The organism is Rhizobium sp. AAP116 (assembly GCF_001295785.1).
GTDB lineage: Bacteria > Pseudomonadota > Alphaproteobacteria > Rhizobiales > Rhizobiaceae > Allorhizobium.
Genome location: NZ_LJIB01000027.1, coordinates 151,738 through 169,689, shown reverse-complemented (window position 1 = coordinate 169,689; position 17,952 = coordinate 151,738). Strand labels below are relative to the sequence as shown.

21 protein-coding genes are annotated in these 17,952 nt (G+C 59.7%); 17 read left to right on the top strand and 4 right to left on the bottom strand.

What is annotated here, in order from left to right; all coding sequences use genetic code 11:
- Nucleotides 1–60: 60 nt before the first annotated feature.
- From fliG to motA, 4 genes are all read right to left on the bottom strand, one after another.
- Nucleotides 61–1,101 (bottom strand): flagellar motor switch protein FliG, encoded by a 1,041-nt coding sequence (fliG, locus tag IP85_RS17010; RefSeq protein WP_006726285.1) that lies wholly within the window; start codon nt 1,099–1,101, stop codon nt 61–63.
- 28 nt (nt 1,102–1,129) lie between these two features.
- The gene (gene fliN, locus IP85_RS17005; RefSeq protein ID WP_054150862.1) at nt 1,130–1,759 is read right to left on the bottom strand and encodes a flagellar motor switch protein FliN; all 630 of its coding nucleotides are present in this window, start codon (nt 1,757–1,759) and stop codon (nt 1,130–1,132) included.
- 61 nt (nt 1,760–1,820) lie between these two features.
- The gene (locus tag IP85_RS17000) at nt 1,821–2,768 is read right to left on the bottom strand and encodes a FliM/FliN family flagellar motor switch protein (RefSeq protein ID WP_054150861.1); all 948 of its coding nucleotides are present in this window, start codon (nt 2,766–2,768) and stop codon (nt 1,821–1,823) included.
- Nucleotides 2,769–2,770: 2 nt separating this feature from the next.
- Nucleotides 2,771–3,649, bottom strand: a complete 879-nt coding sequence (gene motA, locus IP85_RS16995) for a flagellar motor stator protein MotA (protein WP_054150860.1) — start codon at nt 3,647–3,649, stop codon at nt 2,771–2,773.
- 222 nt (nt 3,650–3,871) lie between these two features.
- Here motA and flgF point away from each other — a divergent pair, with 222 nt between their 5' ends.
- The 17 genes from flgF (at nt 3,872) to IP85_RS16910 (ending at nt 17,804) form a co-directional block, all read left to right on the top strand.
- The gene (gene flgF / locus IP85_RS16990) at nt 3,872–4,606 is read left to right on the top strand and encodes a flagellar basal-body rod protein FlgF (RefSeq protein ID WP_054150859.1); all 735 of its coding nucleotides are present in this window, start codon (nt 3,872–3,874) and stop codon (nt 4,604–4,606) included.
- 18 nt (nt 4,607–4,624) lie between these two features.
- Nucleotides 4,625–6,013 carry a flagellar protein export ATPase FliI gene (gene fliI / locus IP85_RS16985; RefSeq protein WP_054150858.1) on the top strand — a complete coding sequence of 463 codons (1,389 nt, stop codon included), beginning with the start codon at nt 4,625–4,627 and terminating at the stop codon, nt 6,011–6,013.
- Between the two features lie 2 nt (nt 6,014–6,015).
- Complete coding sequence (locus tag IP85_RS16980) at nt 6,016–6,585, top strand: hypothetical protein (RefSeq protein ID WP_054150857.1); 570 nt, start codon at nt 6,016–6,018, stop codon at nt 6,583–6,585.
- A 75-nt stretch (nt 6,586–6,660) separates the two neighbouring features.
- A complete protein-coding gene (gene flgB / locus IP85_RS16975; protein ID WP_054150856.1) occupies nt 6,661–7,056 on the top strand; it encodes a flagellar basal body rod protein FlgB in 396 nt (131 codons plus the stop codon).
- Nucleotides 7,056–7,478 (top strand): flagellar basal body rod protein FlgC, encoded by a 423-nt coding sequence (flgC, locus tag IP85_RS16970; RefSeq protein WP_054150855.1) that lies wholly within the window; start codon nt 7,056–7,058, stop codon nt 7,476–7,478. Before flgB ends, flgC begins: the two co-directional genes overlap by 1 nt.
- Nucleotides 7,475–7,810: a flagellar hook-basal body complex protein FliE gene (locus IP85_RS16965; RefSeq protein ID WP_054150854.1), complete on the top strand. Its 336-nt coding sequence runs from the start codon at nt 7,475–7,477 to the stop codon at nt 7,808–7,810. The genes flgC and IP85_RS16965 overlap by 4 nt, the downstream gene beginning before the upstream one ends.
- 15 nt (nt 7,811–7,825) lie before the next feature.
- The gene (flgG, locus tag IP85_RS16960) at nt 7,826–8,614 is read left to right on the top strand and encodes a flagellar basal-body rod protein FlgG (RefSeq protein ID WP_006726361.1); all 789 of its coding nucleotides are present in this window, start codon (nt 7,826–7,828) and stop codon (nt 8,612–8,614) included.
- A 56-nt stretch (nt 8,615–8,670) separates the two neighbouring features.
- Nucleotides 8,671–9,108: a flagellar basal body P-ring formation chaperone FlgA gene (gene flgA, locus IP85_RS16955; protein WP_156322951.1), complete on the top strand. Its 438-nt coding sequence runs from the start codon at nt 8,671–8,673 to the stop codon at nt 9,106–9,108.
- Nucleotides 9,105–10,226: a flagellar basal body P-ring protein FlgI gene (locus IP85_RS16950; RefSeq protein WP_054150852.1), complete on the top strand. Its 1,122-nt coding sequence runs from the start codon at nt 9,105–9,107 to the stop codon at nt 10,224–10,226. Before flgA ends, IP85_RS16950 begins: the two co-directional genes overlap by 4 nt.
- Nucleotides 10,223–10,759 carry a MotE family protein gene (locus IP85_RS16945; protein ID WP_054150851.1) on the top strand — a complete coding sequence of 179 codons (537 nt, stop codon included), beginning with the start codon at nt 10,223–10,225 and terminating at the stop codon, nt 10,757–10,759. The genes IP85_RS16950 and IP85_RS16945 overlap by 4 nt, the downstream gene beginning before the upstream one ends.
- Nucleotides 10,756–11,475, top strand: coding sequence for a flagellar basal body L-ring protein FlgH (flgH, locus tag IP85_RS16940; RefSeq protein ID WP_054150850.1), 720 nt, complete (start codon nt 10,756–10,758; stop codon nt 11,473–11,475). Before IP85_RS16945 ends, flgH begins: the two co-directional genes overlap by 4 nt.
- An 18-nt stretch (nt 11,476–11,493) precedes the next feature.
- Entirely contained in the window at nt 11,494–12,012 is a 519-nt protein-coding gene (locus IP85_RS16935; protein ID WP_054150849.1) for a flagellar basal body-associated FliL family protein, read from the top strand.
- Nucleotides 12,009–12,746 (top strand): flagellar type III secretion system pore protein FliP, encoded by a 738-nt coding sequence (fliP, locus tag IP85_RS16930; protein ID WP_054150848.1) that lies wholly within the window; start codon nt 12,009–12,011, stop codon nt 12,744–12,746. Before IP85_RS16935 ends, fliP begins: the two co-directional genes overlap by 4 nt.
- Nucleotides 12,747–12,993: 247 nt before the next feature.
- Nucleotides 12,994–13,920 carry a flagellin gene (locus IP85_RS16925; RefSeq protein WP_054150847.1) on the top strand — a complete coding sequence of 309 codons (927 nt, stop codon included), beginning with the start codon at nt 12,994–12,996 and terminating at the stop codon, nt 13,918–13,920.
- Nucleotides 13,921–14,322: 402 nt separating this feature from the next.
- The gene (locus IP85_RS16920) at nt 14,323–15,318 is read left to right on the top strand and encodes a flagellin (RefSeq protein WP_054150846.1); all 996 of its coding nucleotides are present in this window, start codon (nt 14,323–14,325) and stop codon (nt 15,316–15,318) included.
- Between the two features lie 222 nt (nt 15,319–15,540).
- Nucleotides 15,541–16,539 (top strand): flagellin, encoded by a 999-nt coding sequence (locus tag IP85_RS16915; RefSeq protein ID WP_054150845.1) that lies wholly within the window; start codon nt 15,541–15,543, stop codon nt 16,537–16,539.
- 305 nt (nt 16,540–16,844) lie between these two features.
- A complete protein-coding gene (locus tag IP85_RS16910; RefSeq protein WP_054150844.1) occupies nt 16,845–17,804 on the top strand; it encodes a flagellin in 960 nt (319 codons plus the stop codon).
- Nucleotides 17,805–17,952: the final 148 nt, after the last annotated feature.

Sequence of the window (17,952 nt, the reverse complement as noted above, 5' to 3'; positions counted from 1 at the left end):
CCGATTGGGGTTCAATCGGCGGGTGATCAAAAGGATCGGGTTTTCAACAGAGGTGACCGTTCAGGCCGCCTGCGTATCGCCGCCTTCGGTATCTTTCAGCTGAATCTGACCGGCATTGGCGAGGCGGATCGCTTCCTGCGCCACTGCACGGCGTGCGATCGCGATCTCCCGCGGGTTGATTCCGGCGGTTCCGGCCTGCAGGTCTGATTCGATCATGCGGCGGGAGCGAGGGCTGATCGAGGCCAGCACGCATTCCTTGATCTCCGCGCTGGCACCACGCAGCGCCATGGTCAGGATATCGCCGGAGATGTCGTTCAGCAGGAGCACGCGGCTGCGCTGCGGCATGACGAGCAGATCTTCGAACAGGAAGATCTTCGGGCGAACCTTGTTGACCGATTCCTTGCTGATCGATTCCAGCGAGGTGAGCAATGTATCGACTTCGGTCTTTTCCAGTTCGTTCATCAGTTCCGCCACCTTGGCCGAGCCGGTCGAGTTCTTTTCGGCTTCGATTTCGGCGATCAGGTCGTGAACCCGGTTCTCGATGATCTGGGCAGCCTTCGGGCTGACATTCTTCAGGTTCACCGTGCGGTTCATGATGTCTGCGCGACGGCTTTCGGGCAGCTTCAGGAGCACCTTGGCGCCGAAGGACGAGGGCAGCATCGAGAGAATGTAGGCGACAGTCTGGGGATGCTCGCGCATCAGGAAGCGTGCGATGAAATCAGGATCGGCGTCCTGAAGACGGTCCCAGATGGAGGCTTCATAGGCCTGGAACGCGGTACGACGTCCGAGAAGTCCGTCGACTTCCTCGGGCGTCAGGCCTTCTTCGAGAATGCTCTCGATGGCCTTGGCATTGTCCATGAGGCCCGCACCTTCGGTGAACAGGTCTTCGAACTCGTTGACGAGCTCGGTCAGTTCATCCGGCGGAATGGTGCGCAGGGTCTGTGCCGATGCGATGATCGTCTGCAGCTCCGCCTGCGTGAAGTATTTGAGCAGCTTGCCGGCAACGCCCTTTCCCATGGCCAGCAGCACGGCGGCTGCCTTATCGGCCTGGGAAAGCGGTTTTCCGGTTAAGGGGCCGCCAAAATCGTCGAAGTCCATCATGGTCTTGTCCTCTCTGGCCCGTCATGGGTCAGGATGTCTTGGTCGCCATCACTTCAATCAGCTTGACACCAAATCGTGTATCGTCGTTCTCGAGAACGGTGATCTCGCCGCGCGCAATGCGACGACCATTCACCATGATCTCGACAGGTTCGCCGATCTTCTTGTCCAGCGCGATAATGGCGCCTTCTTCCAGGTTCATCAGTCCGGATACCTGCATCCGGCTGGAGCCGAGCACGATCTGGACCTCGATCGGGATGTCCATGATCAGGTCGAGATTGGCGGTGAGGCCGCTGCCCGGTTCCTGCTGCGAGCCGCTGGAGCCGCCGAAGTCGGCGCCGCCGCCGAAATCGCTGCCACCACCGAAATCGCTTGAGCCGCCAAAATCGCTGCCACCGCCGAGATCGCTGGAGCCGCCGAAATCGCCAAGTCCGAAGTCATCGCTTGGGCCAGCTGCAGCGCCGCCGCCGAAATCCGACTCAAACGCTGCGAGCGGGTCGTCCTTGAGACCAAGGTCCGAACCGAAGTCCCCGAGACCGCCGTCCGCGTCAGCCTTGAGGACGCCGCGCAGGTCATCGACGGCCTGATCGAAATCGGTGTCGCTCGCGCCCGGCATCGCCAGCGCGTCGTCATCCTTCGGTGGTGTCTTCTTCGTTGCCATGGGTTGATTATTCCTCTTGAAACTTGCCTCAAGCTGCCGTGCGGCGAGCCCCGGTAAATTGCTAGCTCATCAAATGCTTTAGAATCTCATCTTCGCTGCTCACATTGTCCTTTACGCGCACGGTGTATCGATCGCCTGCGCGGCCGAACTCGCAGCGGTAGAGATTCTTGCCGTTGGCGCTGACATCCACCATTACGTCGCCCTTGTCGTGGAAGGGAATGACGTCGCCGGCGACGAGGCGCGAAACGGTGGCGAGCGTCAGCGAATCGAGTCGGACCCGGGCTTCCAGGGTGACCTGGGAGCGACGAACCTGCTCGGCGATCTGTTCCTGCCATTCCTTCTTCGACTTGCTGGCCTGGTTCTTCGACTTCGGCATCGTGACGACAGTCTTGAGGAGCGCCTTCTGCGGAATCATCAGGTAGAATTCCGAGGTGACCGTGCCGAGCGTGATGCCGAGCTTTACCGTCACCGCATATTCGTCAACATGGTCTTCTTCCAGCTTCTGTCGATCTTCGGCATTGTGAGCCTTTTCGAGCAGCGGCTCGAACCCGCCGGGCGCGTTGACGCCCGAGCGCAGAACGTTTGCGATCTTGTCGAAAACCATGACGGCCAGATCGAGTTCGATCTGCGACAGAGGGCGCTCGATCGGCTCCTGGATCGTCTCCGGCAGGGCACCGAGAAGATTTTCCATCAGCGTGATGACGAAGCTGTTGCCGCATGCCAGCACGAAGTTCGGTGACCAGTTGCGCAATTGCCCGTCGGCAAGCGAGACATTGTCGCCGAGATCGGCAACCAGGTCCGTCATCAGGCCGCTTTCGTGGCCGTTGTAGTGAACCTGCATGGTGAGCCCGGTCTCGCTGTGGAAGACGTCCGGCAGGAACTCGACATAGAGCTGCCCGAAGTCGCTGCACAGGCGCTGCAGGGTTTTCGAATCGCCCAGCCCGCCGGTCAGTTTGGCGAGAAGCGCGCGGTCCATGCTGGGTGCTGTCTCAGGGATGGTCTCGGTCATGATCAAGCTGCCTTGCTTTCACCGCCGCCACCCGGGTTCATCATTTCCTGCTCGACGGCGTCGATCGACGGACGCTCGTGCGAGGAAATTGTCTTGCGGCCGTATTCGAGTGCCACCTGCGGCACCGAGCCGTTCATGTAGGCGAGTAGTGTCTGCTTCACGATGATGTAAAGGCGATGCTGCTTGGTGCGGACGACCTTTATCTGTGCGATCAGCGGGCTGACGAGGCAGTAGGACAGGAAGATACCGAGCATGGTGCCGACCAGTGCGGCGCCAACCAGGCCGCCGATCACCTCGGGCGATTCGTTGATGTAGCCCATGGTCTTGATGATCCCGAGCACGGCCGCGATGATGCCGATGGCCGGGAAGGCGTCACCGACCGTGTTCAGCGAATAATAGGGTTTCATCTTGTCGTAGAGGATCGTCTCGATCTCTTCGTCCATCAGCGCTTCGATCTCGTGGCTGCGGGCATTGCCGATGATGATCAGGCGGACATAGTCGCAGATGAAGGAGGTCAGCTCCTTGTTCTTCAGCAGGTTCGGTGCTGCCGTGAAGATCGAGGATTCTTCCGGGTTGTCGATATGGGCTTCGATCTCGTTGCGCGACTTCGTGCGAAGGTCACGCATCAGAGAATAGAGAACACCCAGCACGTCCAGATAGTCGCGTTCCTTGGGTACCTTGTACTTTATGGCTTCGCCAACAGCCTTTCCGGTATCCTTTATGACCTTCATGGAGTTAGCCATGATGAAGCCGCCGACGCCCGCGCCTCCGATGATGAGCAGCTCGAACGGCTGGTTGAGCACGGCGAGCTTGCCACCCATGGCCATGTAGCCGCCGAGCACGCAGCCCAGAGTGATCACGAATCCGATGATAATGTTCATTTTGCCCGTACCCGAACGTTACTATTCACTTTGAGCGATAAGGCACCTGCCTTGCGTGAGGCTGAATCAGGGTTTCCTTTTGGGTGTCCCCGCTTCTTAAGGCCTGGTTCCGTCTCGACAGTTTCGCGCAAGCCTTTTGCCGCAAGAAGAGTGGCATGGAGCGTAGGCTATCCTGCGTTAAATAATGATTTACTGATATTATTCACTTGCGGAGGCAAAGCGGTGCAATCCGGTATCTATGTGTCCCTGTCGTCGCAGATGGCCCTTGAGCGTCGTCTCACCACCATCGCCGACAACATGGCCAATGTGAACACGGTGGGCTTTCGCTCGACGGATGTGAAATTCGACGAGATGCTGAGCCGAACCGGCAATGAGCTTAATGCGAAAATCGCATTCGTGAGCCAGGGCAACGACTATCTGTCGACCAAGAGCGGCGAACTGCGCGAGACCGGCAATGTGCTGGACTTCGCGATCAAGGGTGACGCCTGGTTTTCAATCGACACACCGGTCGGCCAGGTGCTGACACGTGATGGCCGTTTCACCATGACTGACACTGGCGAGCTGGTTTCGACCCGTGGCTACCCGGTTCTCGATGCCGGCGGCGCGCCGATCCAGCTCAACCGCGCCGGCGGTCCGCCGGAAGTCGGGGCCAGTGGTCAGATCATACAGGACGGTCGTGTCGTCGCCACGCTCGGCATCTTCACTGCGGACGTGCGCAACGGCTTCCTTCGATATGAGAACAGCGGCGTGACCACCGTCGACAACCCGCAGCCGGTCGTCGACAACCCGGAAATCTCGATTCTTCAGGGCTATGTCGAAAACTCCAACGTCAACGGCATCGGCGAAATGACCCAGCTCATCCAGGTCAATCGCGCTTTCGAAGCCATCAGCGCTCTGATCAGCTCGAGCGAGAATACCATGAGCGAGGCGATCAAGGTCCTCGGCGGCGGCAACTAAGCCTGAAAGCGGATAAACATGAGCGCGCCGACACCAGACGAATTTCCGCTGTCACCCAAGCTCGGGCAACTGGCGGCGTTGGCGCAGCGTTATTCCCGGCCGACCAATTCTGTCACGCAGGGCGGCCATGTTCGCACCATCGCAGCCGGGCACTACACGGTAACCGGCCTCTCGCGCCATGTCCGCCTCGGTGAATTCGTCGCGCACCGTTCGTCGACGGGCGTGCATCTCGGCGAGGTCGTGCGTGTAGAGCCGGATGTCTGTTACGTCTGCCCGATCGAACCCGGCGAACCCATCGGCATCCACGATGTCGTGATCCGCAAGGGTGCCTTCCGCATCGCACCCGACGACAGCTGGTGTGGCCGCACCATCAACGCGCTGGGCGATCCCATCGACAACGGTCCGGCGCTGGCGCCTGGACCCGAGCGTCGTCCAATCTCGACGACGGCACCACCTTCCATGACACGGCAGCGTGTCGAGACCGGTTTCAAGACCGGTGTTCGTGCTATCGACATTTTCTCGCCGCTTTGCCTCGGCCAGCGTCTTGGCATCTTCGCCGGGTCCGGCGTCGGCAAGTCGACGCTTCTGTCCATGCTCGCCCGCGCCGATGCCTTCGACAAGGTCGTCATCGCCCTAGTCGGCGAACGTGGTCGCGAAGTGCGCGAATTCATCGAGGACACGCTCGGCGACAACATGGCGAAATCGATCGCCGTGGTCGCGACCAGCGACGAGAGCCCGATGCTCAGAAAGATGGCGCCGCTGACGGCGATCACCATTGCCGAGCACTTCCGCGACAAGGGCCAGAACGTTCTCTTTATCGTCGACAGTGTCACGCGTTTTGCCCATGCAATCCGCGAGGTGGCCACGGCCGCCGGCGAGCCACCGATTGCCCGCGGTTATCCGGCCTCGGTCTTCACGGAATTGCCACGCCTTCTTGAGCGTGCCGGTCCGGGCGCGGAAGGGGCGGGAACCATCACCGCGATCATCTCGATCCTCGTCGACGGCGACAACCACAACGACCCGATTGCCGACTCGACACGCGGTATCCTCGACGGTCACATCGTGCTTGATCGCGCCCTTGCCGACGAGGGACGTTATCCGCCGATCAATCCCCTGACATCGATCTCCCGTCTGGCCCGCAAGGCCTGGACGCCCGAGCAGGAGAAGCTGGTGTCGCGCCTCAAGGCGCTCATTCATCGCTTTGAGGAAACCCGAGACCTGCGCCTGATCGGCGGCTACCGCAATGGTTCCGACCCCGATCTGGACATGGCGATCAAGCAGGTGCCGGTCATCTACGACATTCTGAAGCAGACGCCGGGCGAGAAACCGGCACTTGATGCCTACGCCGATCTGGCAAACGCTCTCAAGGCGGCTGCCGGCGGGCAAGGCATGAGACAAAGGGGGTGACCATGACCGATTTCGATGCTGACGAGCCCGTGGCTCCGCTGCGACCGGTCTTGGCGAAGCGCCGTGTTCCGCCCGTTGACCGTGTTCTGGCCTTCACCGGCATTGCGCTGGCATGCAGTGCCGCGCTGTTTCCCTGGTACGTTTTCTTCAATGAAGGGAAATTCGGCGTCCGGCTTGCCGAGTGGGGGCCTACGCGTGATCTGCCCGAGGGCCCGGGACGCAACGTCTTCAGCGTATCGCCGCTTGCTCTCGTGGACAACGATGATGATGAAGATAATAGCGAGGGCGAGGTGGAGGCGGTTGACCAGATCGTCACCGCGACCGTCCCGACCTTGGGGCGGGAACAGCCGGAAGCGCTCGATGTGCCGAGCGCGCAGCCATTTCCAGGAAAAAGCGGCTTCCGTCTTTTGCATGTCGCCAATGGTCGTGCGCTGATCGAAGACAAGTCCGGCATGTTTCTCGTGCGGGTGGGTTCGATCCTGCCCGACAACAGCCGTGTCGCCACGCTTGAGCAGCGTGACGGAAAATGGGTCATTGTAACCTCGACCGGCGAAGTTGTTCGAAACAATTGAAAAGGCGCGGGGCGGGCAAGTCCCACGCAAGATTAAGGGCCTAGGCTCCGATCAGTAAAAGACGGAGTAACGCCCATGAATCCCATCCAGTTGTTCGAGCTGGCATCCCGACAGTCGGAATGGCTTTCGGTGCGGCAGCAGGTCGTGGCGACCAACATCGCCAACGCCAATACCCCGAAATTTCTGGCCAAGGATATCACGCCCTTCAGTGCGGTCCTGGACCGGACGAGCACCGTGCAGGGCATGGCCGTCACCCAGCCGGGCCACATGGCTGCCAACGACTTCAGCGATCGCAACATCGCCGTCGAGGACGAAGATCTCAACAACGAGATCGGCATTCAGGAATCGGGCAACACGGTCGCGCTCTCGGACGAACTGAGAAAGACCGGTGAAAACAAACGCAACCACGAGCTGAATACCTCGTTGGTCTCCTCCTTCCATCGCATGATGCTAATGACGGTGAAACGCTGATGACTGATCCATTGATGGCAACCTTGCGGGTTGCGGGAAGCGGGCTGGAAGCCCAGTCGACCCGCCTTCGCATTGTATCGGAAAACATCGCCAATGCGCGCACCACGGGCGATACGCCTGGCGCTGATCCCTATCGCCGCAAGACGATTACCTTTGGTGCCGAGCTGGATCGCGTGACGGGTGCACAGACCGTCGAGGTCAAGAAGCTCGGCGTGGATCAGAGTGATTTCATTGCGGAATACGATCCGGGTAACCCGGCGGCTGACGAGCGCGGCATCGTCAAGATGCCGAACGTCAACATTCTGATCGAGATGGCTGACATGCGTGAATCCAACCGCACGTATGAAGCGAATCTGCAAACCATCAAGCAGACTCGTGAAATGCTCTCTCAGACAATCGCGCTCCTGAGGGCCTCGCAATGATCGAATCTATCACGAAGACCAGCGCATTGGGCATCGGCGGCCTGGATTCACTGTCCAGCTCGTTTTCGTCCAAGGGCCTGACCACCGAGGGTACGACGCCTGGCACCATGACCGGCGAGACCTTCATGGCAGCGCTGAGCAATGTTGCGTCGGGCGCAGCCAACAACCTGAAGCAGGCTGAACAGGTCTCCTTCGATGGGATCCTGGGCAAGGCGACGACCCGCGAAGTGGTCGATGCCGTCATGCAGGCCGAGCAATCGCTCCAGACGGCGATCGCGTTCCGCGACAAGATCGTCAACGCCTATCTCGAAATCACCAAGATGCAGATCTGACAGGGGTACCGAACTATGAGAGCGCTCGCCATCGCAGCCACGGGTATGGATGCCCAGCAGACCAATCTTGAGGTCATCGCCAACAACATCGCCAACATCAACACGACGGGCTTCAAGCGCGCACGTGCTGAGTTTTCCGACCTCCTCTACCAGACGGAGCGGGCCCAGGGCGTACCGAACCGCGCAAACCAGGCGATCGTGCCGGAAGGCGCCAACATCGGTCTTGGCGTGCAGACGGCGGCCGTCCGCAATATTCATACCCAGGGTCAGCTGACGCAGACCGGTAACGAATTGGACCTCGCGCTCATCGGCCGTGGCTGGTTCCAGATCGAAAGCCCCGATGGTGCAACGCTCTACAGCCGCTCCGGCGCATTCAACATGAATGCCGAGGGCCAGCTGGTCACGATCGACGGTTACCTCGTCACGCCGCAGATCACGATCCCGCAGGATGCCAGCGAAGTGGTGATCAGCCGGACAGGCCAGGTTCAGGCCCGCATCGGCAACGATGCCGACTATACCGACCTCGGACAGCTGACCATCGCCAACTTCGTCAACGAAGCCGGTCTGAAGCCGCTCGGTGACAACCTGTTCGCCGAAACCGCAGCCTCGGGTGCCGCAATCGTGGGTGCGCCGGAAGATCCGGGCTTCGGCTACATCAAGCAGTCCTACCTGGAAGCTTCGAACGTCGACTCGGTGAAGGAGATCACGGACATGATCTCGGCCCAGCGCGCCTACGAGATGAATTCCAAGGTCATCACCACTGCCGACGAAATGGCTCAGATCGTCAGCAAGAACCTCAAGTAAGACAACTGGAGGCAAACATGAGGTTTCGCCGGAAATTCGGACATGCCTTGCGCGCGATGGCTGTCGCCGTCGCCGCCCTGGCTCTCGGCGCCGGCACTGCCCTGGCGCAGAACACGGCCGTGATCCCCAAACAGGTGATCTATCCAGGCGAAACCATTGCATCCGAGCAGGTCGATGTGGTTCCCGTAACCAATCCGAATCTGGCCGGAGGCTATGCCCGCACCAGGGAAGAAGTGGTCGGCATGGTGGCCAAGCGCACCTTGCTCCCCGGTCGGACCATTCCGGTCCATGGCCTCCGCGAAGCGTTTGCGGTCAAGCGCGGAAGCAGCGTTCGTCTGACCTTCTCGATCGGCACCATGCTGATCAGCGCCAGCGGTACGCCGCTGACCGACGCCTCGGTCGGCGAGGTCGTGAAGGTGCGCAATATCGATTCCGGCTCGATCGTGTCTGGCACGGTCATGGCGGATGGCACGGTACAGGTGATGGCAAAATGAGATTGATTGCTCCCATGCGGATTGCGCTCTGCGCGCTGGCGCTGGTCATGGCTCCCCTCGAGCCGGCCATGAGCGCCAATTCGCGCATCAAGGACATCGCCTCGCTCCAGTCCGGACGAGACAACCAGCTCATCGGTTATGGCCTCGTGGTCGGTCTGCAGGGAACCGGCGACAGCCTGCGTTCTTCGCCGTTTACCGACCAGTCGATGCGCGCGATGCTCCAGAACCTCGGCATTTCAACCCAGGGCGGGCAGTCGAACGCCAAGAACGTTGCGGCCGTCATGGTCACCGCCAATCTGCCGCCTTTCGCGAGCCCCGGAAGCCGCATCGACGTGACCGTGAGCTCGCTGGGTGACGCAACGTCTCTGCGCGGTGGCACGCTGGTCATGACATCGCTGACCGGCGCCGACGGTCAGATCTATGCCGTTGCGCAGGGGTCTGTCGTCGTCTCGGGCTTCAATGCCCAGGGCGATGCTGCAGCCGTGCAGCAAGGCATCACGACGTCCGGCCGCGTTCCTACGGGTGCCATCATCGAGCGCGAACTGCCGTCCAAGTTCAAGGATAGCGTCAACCTCGTGCTGCAGCTCCGCAACGCCGACTTCACCACGTCGCTTCGCATCGCTGATACGATCAACGCCTATGCCGCTGCCAACTACGGCGCGCCGATCGCCGAGGCGCGCGACAGCCAGGAAGTGGTTGTCCAGAAACCCCGCACGGCCGACCTCGCCCGCCTGATGGCCGATATCGAAAACCTGGTCGTCGCAACGGATTCGCCTGCCCGTGTCGTCATCAACGAGCGTACCGGTACGATCGTCATCGGCGCCGATGTCCGAGTTTCGCGCGTTGCCGTGAGCTATGGAACGCTGACCGTCCAGGTGCAGGAGACACCGCAGATCATCCAGCCGGAGGCCTTCTCGCGCGGTGAGACGGCTGTCCAGCCGCAGACCGATATCTCCATCCGGCAGGAAGGCGATCAGATCGCAATCGTCGATGGACCTGATCTCAGAACCCTCGTCAGCGGCCTCAACAGCATCGGCATCAAACCGGACGGCGTCATCGCCATCCTGCAGGGCATCAAGTCCGCCGGTGCGCTGCAAGCGGAGCTCGTGCTGCAATGATCCATCTCGATTGTCTTCGCCCCTCTGCAAAGTCGCTGCGCAACGTGGCTCTTGTCGTGGCCGTCGCCACCTTGCCGGCCTTCGCCCAGAACGCGGTCGGCCAGCAACAGCCGCTTGGAAGTGCGACAGAAGCCGAAATCCGCCAGTTCTGCACCGGCATCGCCGATGCAGCACGCGACCAGCGTTACCTCCTGCAGAAGCAGGAACTCGACAAACTGCAGGCCGACGTGGACAGCCGTATCGCCATCCTCGAAGAGCGCCGCGCGGAATACGAGGACTGGCTGACCCGTCGCAACGAATTCATGAAGCAGGCCGAAGGGCAGCTCGTCGAAATCTACCGGAAAATGGCGCCGGATGCGGCAGCTCCTCAACTTGAGGAAACCAACGTGATGCTGGCGGCCGCCATCATCATGAAACTGCCGCCGCGCCAGTCGAGTCTCATCCTGACAGAGATGAGCCCGGCCAAGGCTGCCCAGGTCGCTTCGATCATGTCGAGCGCCGGCAACCCCAATACATCGAAGGACCCATCATGATGAAGCGTTTCCCGGCACTGCTGGCCGTTCTCCTTCTGGCCGGCTGCCAGAGCCAGACGATCAAGGAGATCGGCAACGCACCGTCGATGAGCCCGATCGGGTCCGGACTGCGCTACAGCCAGACCCCGCAGATGGCGATGTACCCGAAGCAGCAGGCCCAGACCGCGAGCGGCTATTCCCTGTGGAGCGACAGCCAGTCCGCGCTGTTCAAGGATGCGCGTGCCCTGAACGTCGGCGACATCCTCACCGTCAACATTGAGATCAATGACCGCGCGTCGTTCAACAACGAAACCGATCGCAGTCGTGACAACAATACGGGCCTTTCTTGGGGAGCTGAGATATCGAACTTCCTCGGCTTCTCGACGGCGACGGGGACCACCGGAGATCTGTCGACTGATTCCACGACCAGTTCGTCCGGCAAAGGTTCCACGGAACGCTCGGAGCGCTTGAATCTGCTCGTTGCAGCGGTCGTCACGGGTGTGCTTGAAAACGGCAACCTGCTGATCAGCGGTTCGCAGGAAGTGCGCGTGAACCACGAGCTTCGCATTCTGAACGTCGCAGGTATCGTCCGGCCCCAGGATGTCGATGCAGACAACGAGATCTCTTATGACCGGATCGCCGAGGCCCGAATCTCCTATGGTGGTCGTGGCCGTCTGACCGAGGTCCAGCAGCCGCCGATCGGCCAGCAGGTCGTCGACATCTACTCGCCGTTCTGACGCGGGGGAGGCAAGGACATGGAAGAAGGCCAGGAAGGCGAAGGCAAGAAGAAGTCGGGGATCATGGCGCTTGTCATCCCGCTCGTGGTCCTCACCGCCGTCGGTGGCGGTGGCGGCTGGGTGATCGGCAACATGCTCGCACCCCAGGTGAAGCAGGCCGAAGACGCAGCCAAGGCCGCTGAAGCGGCTGCCGGTGAGAAGGGTGGTGAGGACAAGAAAGACGAGGAGGGGCTTCCTCCGATCTCCACCGAGGCCAATGGTGTCGTGGCGCTTGAGCCGATCACGACCAACCTCGCATACCCGTCCGAAAACTGGATCCGTCTCGAAGTGGCCCTGATGTTCAACGGCGCGCCGGATGTCCAGATCGCCGAAGCCGTGCACCAGGACATCATGGCCTATCTTCGCACCGTATCACTGCAACAGGTCGAGGGCCCGCGCGGCTTTCAATATCTCAAGGATGACCTTCAGGAGCGAGTTGACCTGCGCTCGGAAGGCCGCGTATCCAAGGTGATGTTCAGAACGCTCGTGATCGAATGATTCGGTTTCTACTCCTCGTCGCTGTCATGATGATGGCGCCGCAACTGGCTGTGGCCCAGCAGTTGCCGACGGATATCTTCAACACCCCGATCGATGGATCGGTGGCGGCGTGGATCATTCGTACCTTCGGGCTGCTGACGGTGCTGTCGATTGCACCCGGCATTCTGATCATGGTCACGAGCTTCCCGCGTTTCCTGATCGCCTTTTCCATTCTTCGCTCCGGTATGGGGCTTGCCAGCACGCCGTCGAACATGATCCTGACCAGTATGGCGCTGTTCATGACCTTCTATGTCATGGCGCCGACCATGGACCGCTCCTGGCGCGAAGGCGTTCAACCGCTCGTCAACAATCAGATTACCGAAGCTGAGGCTGTCGTTCTCATTGCCGAGCCGTTTCGCGCCTTCATGACCGCAAACACGCGCGACAGGGATCTTGCGCTTTTCGTCGATATTGCCAATGAGCGCGGCCAGGCAACCATAGTGGATGGCCAGATCGACTATCGCGTGCTCATCCCTGCGTTCATGCTTTCGGAAATCCGACGCGGCTTCGAGATCGGCTTCCTGATCATCCTGCCCTTCCTCGTCATCGACATGGTGGTGGCAACCATCACCATGGCCATGGGTATGATGATGCTGCCGCCCACCTCGATCTCGCTGCCGTTCAAGATCCTGTTCTTCGTCTTGATCGACGGCTGGAACTTGCTCGTCGGCAGTCTCGTCCGGTCGTTCGTTTAAGTTAACCATCCCCGCTTACGGTTGATTCACCACGCTCCCTTACGGGCGGTTTACCACGTCATCAGCGTCCCTTGAGCTGCCTTCAATTGTAAAGAAGTTGGCAAGGATTGGCTGCGAGTTTGGACCTCGCACGACGGGTCTGGTAGCAACGAAAAATACCAAAAGGCATGATGCCGAACGTCCGTGACCGGTAAGTCTTTCAGTCCGGTATGTCCCCTCTTGTATCTCGTTTTTAAGGGACAAATCCATGGCCAGCATTCTGACCAACTCCAGCGCGATGTCCGCGCTCTCCACTCTGCGCTCGATCGCTTCCAACATGGAATCGACGCAGAACTCCATCTCGACCGGCATGAAGGTTTCCAAGGCCTCCGACAACGCTGCCTACTGGTCGATCTCGACGGGCATGCGCTCTGACAACATGGCGCTCAGCGCAGTTACCGACGCTCTCGGCGTTGGCGCGGCGAAGGTTGATACCGCATATGCCGGTATGGAATCCGCCATCGACGTTATGAAGGAAATCAAGACCAAGGTTGTCGCCGCCACCGAAGAAGGCGTTGACAAGGCCAAGGTTCAGGAAGAGATCACGCAGCTGAAGGAACAGCTGGTGTCGATCGCCAAGAGCTCGTCCTTCAACGGCGAAAACTGGCTGGCGGTTGAAACTGCTGGCGACAAGACGGTCGTGTCGGGCTTCATCCGCGATGCATCGGGCAATGTCGGTGTTAAGACCACGACCTACACCCTGGATCAGAACAACCTGCTCTACCGTTTTGACGCGCAGGGTGAAGTCGATGACGCTCAGGAATCGATCCTGACGAGCACCGACAACGTTACGGTCAGCGGCGCGGCTGCTGCGGTGCAGTCGATCAAGATCACCGACCTCGACGTCGAGAACGACGATCTTGACGTGGCTCTCGCATCTGTCGACGCTGCTCTTGAGAAGATGACGAGCGCTGGCGCCGAACTCGGCTCGGTCTCGAAGCGCATTGACCTTCAGACTGAATTCGCAGGCAAGCTGTCTGACGCCATCGAAAAGGGCGTTGGCCGTCTCGTCGACGCCGACATGAACGAAGAGTCGACCCGCCTGAAGGCCCTGCAGACCCAGCAGCAGCTGGCGATCCAGGCTCTCTCGATCGCGAACAACGACTCGCAGAACATCCTGTCGCTCTTCCGTTAATAGCAAGATCAAGTCGGCCCTTAAGGGCCGGCTAGACTCTCCCGACGCCGATATGCCTTGGTGGCTGACCAGAGGCGTGCGAAGGGAAGGCTTAACCCTCCGGTGGCTGAACCGGAACGGAAGCTACACGAAGGCCGCGTTCGAGAACGAACGCGGCCTTTGCGTTTTATTAATCATGATCTGCTACGCGCGCGCACGCGCGAAAGTTGCAAAAAAAATCAAAAATCCGCCAACACATCGTTTCGTTTAGGTCTTCATTAACCTTGATGGTTTTATCTAAGCCTATCGAAACGGCGAGCTAACTATTAAAAATCAGCCAGTTAGCAGGCATGATGCTGTGCGCCGTTACCGGTGATACCGGAATGTCCCTTCTTAGTCAGCCATTCAAGGGGCAACACTACTATGACGAGCATTCTTACCAATATCGCCGCCATGTCGGCACTCCAGACCTTGCGCTCCATCGGCAGCAGCATGGAAGATACTCAGGCCCGCGTTTCGTCTGGTCAGCGCGTCGGCGAAGCTTCCGACAACGCCGCCTATTGGTCGATCGCCACCACCATGAAGTCCGACAATATGGCGCTCTCCGCCGTGTCTGACGCCCTCGGCCTCGGCGCCTCCAAGATCGACACCGCTTATGCCGGTATGGAATCGGCCATCGATGTCGTGAAGGAAATCAAGGCCAAGCTGGTTACCGCGACCGAAGAAGGTGTCGACAAGGCCAAGGTCCAGGAAGAAATCACGCAGCTTCAGGGCCAGCTGAAGTCGATCGCCGACTCGGCCTCTTTCTCCGGCGAAAACTGGATCGCTGGTGGCACTGACACTTCGACGACCGCTGCCCAGGTGACCGTCGTATCCGGCTTCGTCCGTGATGCCGCCAACAACGTTGCTGTAAAGACCACGTCCTACACGCTCGACGCCGAAACGGCCGGTAGCATGACCCTTCTGTTCGGAGGCGACGCGACCGGTGCAGTTGATACAACCAGTGGCATCCTCGGCACGAATGCAGCCGACTTCACGACCACCGACTTCGACGCGACCGCCGCCGGTACCGACGCCGCAGCGACTGCCGTAGGTGGTATGTCTGTCTACACGCTGGACATCAACGGTTTTGACGGCGCGGCCATGGCAGAAGCCCTGACGCTCGTCGATGCAGCCTTGGCCTTCATGACAAGCGCCGGCGCTGACCTTGGCTCGATCTCGATGCGCATCGACCTGCAGGAAGACTTCGTCAACAAGCTGTCCGACTCGCTCGAATCGGGTGTCGGTCGTCTCGTCGACGCCGACATGAACGAAGAATCGACCCGCCTCAAGGCACTGCAGACCCAGCAGCAGCTGGCCGTTCAGTCGCTCTCGATCGCCAACTCTTCTTCGGAAGTTATCCTTTCGCTCTTCCGTTAAGACTGAAGAGTTTGAAAATCGAAGCCGCCCTCCGGGGCGGCTTTTTGCATTTTAACGATTTTGTCAGATCTCTTTAACCATGCGTTAACCATACGGTCGTTACATGGGGTCATGTAACGATGAGTTAACCAAGACGAAGAACTGGTTAAGGGCATTAAGCCGCTTCATCGTTCCCGGAAAGACCGGGATGTCCCCAAATCTAGCCATTTAAGGGACACGACCGTGACCAGCATTTTGACAAACAACGCAGCGATGGCTGCACTCCAGACACTCCGTTCCATCGACTCGAAGATGCAGGACACCCAGGCGCGTGTATCCTCCGGTCTGCGTGTCGGCGGAGCTTCCGACAACGCCGCCTATTGGTCGATCGCAACCACGATGCGCTCGGACAACATGGCGCTCTCCGCCGTCCAGGACGCACTTGGTCTCGGCGCCGCTAAGATCGATACCGCCTATGCCGCGATGGAAAGCTCCATCGAGGTGATGAAGGAAATCAAGGCAAAGGTCGTCGCCGCCACGGAAGAAGGCGTCGATAAGTCGAAGATCCAGGAAGAAATCGACCAGTTGCAGGAGCAGCTTCGGTCGATCTCCGAATCGGCGAGCTTCAGCGGCCAGAACTGGGTCGCAACCGGCCCCGATACGGTAACGGCACCCGTCGACGTGACGGTTGTGTCCGGCTTTATTCGTGACTCCAGCGGCAATGTTTCCGTATCGACCACTCTCTATTCTCTCGATGCAACGACAGCGGACGGTATGACAGTTCTGTTCGGTGGCGACGCGACCGGCCTGATCGACTACAATTCCGGTATCATTGGCAGCGTATCCGATACCTTCGACGCCTTTGTCGACTGGGACAATGACGGCGTGGTCGGTGCAGCCGCGGCTGAAATCGCGGGCGTTTCCATCGATCAGCTCGACATCACCGGCCTGACCACTGCCGGCATGCAGGAAGCCCTGTCTCTGGTTGAATACGGCCTGCAGCAGATGACCAGTGCCGCAGCAGCCTTGGGCTCGATTTCCATGCGCATCGGCATGCAGGAGGACTTCGTTGCTGCTCTGACCGACTCGATTGACAGTGGTGTCGGTCGTCTCGTCGATGCCGACATGAACGAAGAATCGACCCGCCTCAAGGCGCTGCAGACCCAGCAGCAGCTGGCCATCCAGTCGCTCTCGATCGCCAACACCTCTTCCGAAAGCATCCTGACACTCTTCCGTCAGTAAGCGGCGCTCTGGCTAGGGGCGACTTCGTCCCGCCCTGACAGTGTCGGATGTTCTCGGTGTGAATCCGCGCCTCGCAAGAGGCGCGGATTTTCGTTTGAGCCTTGCGCGAAACTTTTGGCAATTTCGTTTGAACTACAAAAGACAAGCCTGTGCCTTGCCATGTCCTTGGTCTGTTTGTTAACTGCCGCTGTTAACGATTTGTTAACAGTGACGGGGATCGCGCGTTCGCGCGTTTTGCATGATGCCCTCCCGTCGTGCCGGCAAGTCGCCGGATGCGCAGTCCGACACGCTTAGGGGCATCAAGCATGACCAGTATTATGACCAATGCGGCCGCCATGGCGGCGCTGCAGACACTTCGTTCGATCGACAACAATCTCGAGATGACCCAGCGGCGCGTATCGTCGGGTTACCGGGTCGAAACGGCAGCCGACAATGCCGGCTATTGGTCAATCGCCACGACGATGCGTTCCGACAATGCTGCGCTCTCGACAGTTTCCGACGCACTTGGCCTCGGTGCGGCAACCGTTGATACCGCTTACACGGCGCTCGACAATGTCGTCGACGTGATGTCCACGATCAAGGCAAAGCTGGTTGCCGCGAGCGAGCCCGGCGTCGACAAGAACAAGATCAACGAAGAAATGACGCAGCTGAAGAACCAGCTGATTTCTTCTGCCCAGTCCGCATCCTTCTCGGGTGAAAACTGGCTTTACAACACCAATGCGCTGGAGTTGGGTACCAAGCAGGTCGTTTCCTCCTTCGTCCGCGGAGCCGACGGCAGCGTTCAGGTCACGACCCTCGACTTTGACACCGCCGAATCCGTGCTGATCGATATCCAGGATGCGTCTCGCGGCTTCCTCACCAAGTCAATCGACGCCGACGTGCTGCGCAACACCGGTACCGGTGCACGCGAATATTACCTCCTCGACATGGGGGCGCCGACCGGTGGCGACGAGATCGCGATAAACACCAACACGTCCAAGGAAGCGCTCGACGACATGATTGCCGTCGTCGACAACGTCATCCAGCAGCTGACCGATGCCGCCGCCACCCTCGGCGCCATCACCAGCCGTATCGAGATGCAGGACACCTTCGTCTCGAACCTCATGGACGTGATCGACAAGGGCATTGGCCGTCTGGTCGATGCCGACATGAACGAGGAATCGACGCGTCTGAAGGCGTTGCAGACCCAGCAGCAGCTTGGCATCCAGGCACTCTCGATCGCCAATAGCAGCGCAGAAAAGCTCCTGACGCTCTTCCAGCGATAAGCCTTGAACCGCTGGATATACTGGTATCCAGCGGTTCCGTGCCGTTTTGAAGCAGGTCGCCACCAGCCTCATTCATCTTCGCGCAAGTTTGAACCCCTAGCTTCAGGAAGCGCACGTGGCATCAGAAGCCAAGCCGTGCCGAATGAGC

What these genes read in the sequence shown, in the direction of transcription:
- flgH (WP_054150850.1), top strand. Translation starts at nt 10,756, where the DNA reads ATGATGAAGCGTTTCCCGGCACTGCTGGCCGTTCTCCTTCTGGCCGGC.
- fliI (WP_054150858.1), top strand. Translation starts at nt 4,625, where the DNA reads ATGAGCGCGCCGACACCAGACGAATTTCCGCTGTCACCCAAGCTCGGG.
- IP85_RS16935 (WP_054150849.1), top strand. Translation starts at nt 11,494, where the DNA reads ATGGAAGAAGGCCAGGAAGGCGAAGGCAAGAAGAAGTCGGGGATCATG.
- IP85_RS17000 (WP_054150861.1), bottom strand. Translation starts at nt 2,768, where the DNA reads ATGACCGAGACCATCCCTGAGACAGCACCCAGCATGGACCGCGCGCTT.
- IP85_RS16920 (WP_054150846.1), top strand. Translation starts at nt 14,323, where the DNA reads ATGACGAGCATTCTTACCAATATCGCCGCCATGTCGGCACTCCAGACC.
- IP85_RS16945 (WP_054150851.1), top strand. Translation starts at nt 10,223, where the DNA reads ATGATCCATCTCGATTGTCTTCGCCCCTCTGCAAAGTCGCTGCGCAAC.
- motA (WP_054150860.1), bottom strand. Translation starts at nt 3,649, where the DNA reads ATGAACATTATCATCGGATTCGTGATCACTCTGGGCTGCGTGCTCGGC.
- fliG (WP_006726285.1), bottom strand. Translation starts at nt 1,101, where the DNA reads ATGATGGACTTCGACGATTTTGGCGGCCCCTTAACCGGAAAACCGCTT.
- flgA (WP_156322951.1), top strand. Translation starts at nt 8,671, where the DNA reads ATGGCTGTCGCCGTCGCCGCCCTGGCTCTCGGCGCCGGCACTGCCCTG.
- flgB (WP_054150856.1), top strand. Translation starts at nt 6,661, where the DNA reads ATGAATCCCATCCAGTTGTTCGAGCTGGCATCCCGACAGTCGGAATGG.
- fliP (WP_054150848.1), top strand. Translation starts at nt 12,009, where the DNA reads ATGATTCGGTTTCTACTCCTCGTCGCTGTCATGATGATGGCGCCGCAA.
- fliN (WP_054150862.1), bottom strand. Translation starts at nt 1,759, where the DNA reads ATGGCAACGAAGAAGACACCACCGAAGGATGACGACGCGCTGGCGATG.
- IP85_RS16910 (WP_054150844.1), top strand. Translation starts at nt 16,845, where the DNA reads ATGACCAGTATTATGACCAATGCGGCCGCCATGGCGGCGCTGCAGACA.
- IP85_RS16925 (WP_054150847.1), top strand. Translation starts at nt 12,994, where the DNA reads ATGGCCAGCATTCTGACCAACTCCAGCGCGATGTCCGCGCTCTCCACT.
- flgC (WP_054150855.1), top strand. Translation starts at nt 7,056, where the DNA reads ATGACTGATCCATTGATGGCAACCTTGCGGGTTGCGGGAAGCGGGCTG.
- flgG (WP_006726361.1), top strand. Translation starts at nt 7,826, where the DNA reads ATGAGAGCGCTCGCCATCGCAGCCACGGGTATGGATGCCCAGCAGACC.
- IP85_RS16950 (WP_054150852.1), top strand. Translation starts at nt 9,105, where the DNA reads ATGAGATTGATTGCTCCCATGCGGATTGCGCTCTGCGCGCTGGCGCTG.
- IP85_RS16965 (WP_054150854.1), top strand. Translation starts at nt 7,475, where the DNA reads ATGATCGAATCTATCACGAAGACCAGCGCATTGGGCATCGGCGGCCTG.
- IP85_RS16980 (WP_054150857.1), top strand. Translation starts at nt 6,016, where the DNA reads ATGACCGATTTCGATGCTGACGAGCCCGTGGCTCCGCTGCGACCGGTC.